This window comes from Actinoplanes sp. NPDC051633 (assembly GCF_040681735.1).
Taxonomy (GTDB): Bacteria; Actinomycetota; Actinomycetes; order Mycobacteriales; family Micromonosporaceae; genus Actinoplanes.
The window spans coordinates 1-2088 of record NZ_JBFAZH010001281.1 but is presented as its reverse complement, the minus strand read 5'-3'; the positions used below and the strand labels follow the sequence as shown (position 1 = coordinate 2088).

General features: G+C 72.4%; 1 protein-coding gene and 1 pseudogene. Both read left to right on the top strand.

The window, feature by feature from the left end; genetic code table 11:
* Nucleotides 1-92: 92 nt before the first annotated feature.
* Entirely contained in the window at nucleotides 93-1241 is a 1149-nt protein-coding gene (locus tag AB0M20_RS40075; protein WP_364306373.1) for a GDSL-type esterase/lipase family protein, read from the top strand.
* Nucleotides 1242-1285: 44 nt separating this feature from the next.
* A pseudogene (locus AB0M20_RS40070) lies at nucleotides 1286-2088 on the top strand (phthalyl amidase); the annotation flags it as partial.

Below are 2088 nucleotides of genomic sequence, written 5' to 3'. Positions count from 1 at the left end.
GTTTATGAGTATGAACAAATCAAAAGTTGCAGAAATTAGAAAACAAAAATCGTTACAACGGGTCGTCCAACGGGTCGTCCGGGCGGCGCTGGATGCACACCTGGACCGCCATGCCGCAGCTGACCGAGCCGGGCAATCTGCCGCCGGCGCCGTTCACCGGCCCGGACTCGGTGCTGGCCGACACGACGCTGCGGCAGACGGTCCACCTCACCGTCGGGGGACCGCGGCTGCGGGTGCGCGTGTCCAACGCCTTCGGCGGCTCGCCGCTGCCGATCACGGCCGCGGCCGTGGGCCTGCCCGCCGGGGGGAAAGCCGGCGTCTCCGGCGCGTCCCGGCTGCGGCCGCTGACGTTCGGCGGCCGGGCGTCGGTCGTGGTGCCGGTCGGCGCTCTGATGGTGTCCGACCCGGTCGCCCTCGCGCTGCCGCCCGGCGCCAACCTGTCGATCTCGCTGTATCTGGCCGATGGACAGGCGGGGACGGCCCTGACCTCGCATCCGGGCTCGCGGACCACGTCGTACCTCGTCAACGGTGACGCACACCGCGCGGCCGACCTGCCCGGCGCCACCCCGGTCGACCACTGGTACCTGATCAGCGGCGTGGAGGTGGAGGCGGCGGCGTCCGGGCTGGTGGTCGTCGGCGACTCGCTGACCGACGGCCGTGGTTCGACGACCAACGGCAACGACCGCTGGCCCGACCAGCTCTTCGCCCTGCGGCCGCGGACGGCGGTGCTGAACCAGGCGGCGGGCGGCAACCGGGTGCTGAACGACGGCCTCGGCCCGAACGTGCTCGCCCGCCTCGACCGCGACGTGCTGGCCACCAGCGGGGCCGACCGGCTGCTGCTCTTCGAGGGCGTGAACGACATCGGGACGGCGCCCGCCACGCCGGCCGCCCAGCGGCAGGTCGTGGACGACCTGCTGGCCGCCTACCGGCAGGTCGTCCTGCGGGCGCACGCGGTGGGGATCCCGGTCGTCGGCGCCACGATCACGCCGTTCGGCGGTCACGAGGGGTACGACGATCCGGATGGTCTCCGCGACCGGTCACGACGCGACGTGAACGCCGCGCTGCGCCGGATCTTCGACCGCGTGGTCGACTTCGACGCCGCGGTCCGCGACCCGGCGCTGCCACGGCGGCTCGATCCGGCCTTCGACACCGGCGACCATCTGCACCTCAACCCGGCCGGGTACGCCGCGTTGGCGGCGCGGGCATCGGCGATATCGCCAGCTCTGCGCTCCTCCTCTTGACACCCGGGCGGCGGTGTCTTCCACTCGCGACGGAGGGAAAACACATGGACACGTTCCGCGCCGGCCGGTTCGCCGCTGCCTTTGCCCTGCTCGCCGCCCTGCTCGTCGCCCCGGCCGCCGCCCACGCGGAACCGCCGGTCGCTTCGTGCCCGCTGCCGCCGGTGCCGAGCACCACCCAGCCCGGTTACACGGTCGCCGACCCCCGCTGTGAGTTGACCGGGGCGCCGTTCGTGCCGCTGATCGACGCGGCCGGCGCGCCGATCAGCACCGTGCACACCGGGATCGCCGACGGTGCTGCCTACCGCATCGAGAAGCCGCTCGACTGGAACGGCGAGCTCGTCCTCTACGCGCACGGGTACCGCGGGCAGGGCACCACCGTCTACGTCGACAACCCGGGCGCGCTGCGCGCTCACTACATCGCCCGGGGCTTCGCGTGGGCGGCCTCCAGCTACCAGACCAACGGGTACGACGTCGCCCAGGGCGTACGGGACTCGCAGGCCCTGATCGGCACCTTCGCCGCGGTCACCGGCACCGCCGCGTCGAGCGTGTACATGACCGGCGCGTCGATGGGCGGGCACATCACGGCCGTCGCCGTCGAGAAGTACCGGCACACGTTCGCCGGAGCCATGCCGTACTGCGGCTCGATCGGCGACACCGAGCTCTACGACTACTTCCTCGACGCCAACGTCATCGCCGCGGCGCTGACCGGCAACCGCATCGAGTTCCCGGCCGAGGATCCGCCGGCGGAGTGGGAGGCGGCGTTCCGGGAGAGCGTCAAGCAGCGGCTGCCCCTGCTCGGCACCAACCTCGGCACGGCGAACCCGACGTTCACCCCGCTGGGCCGGAC

Coding starts and splice junctions, on each gene's coding strand:
- AB0M20_RS40075 (WP_364306373.1), top strand. CDS start 93: ATGCACACCTGGACCGCCATGCCGCAGCTGACCGAGCCGGGCAATCTG.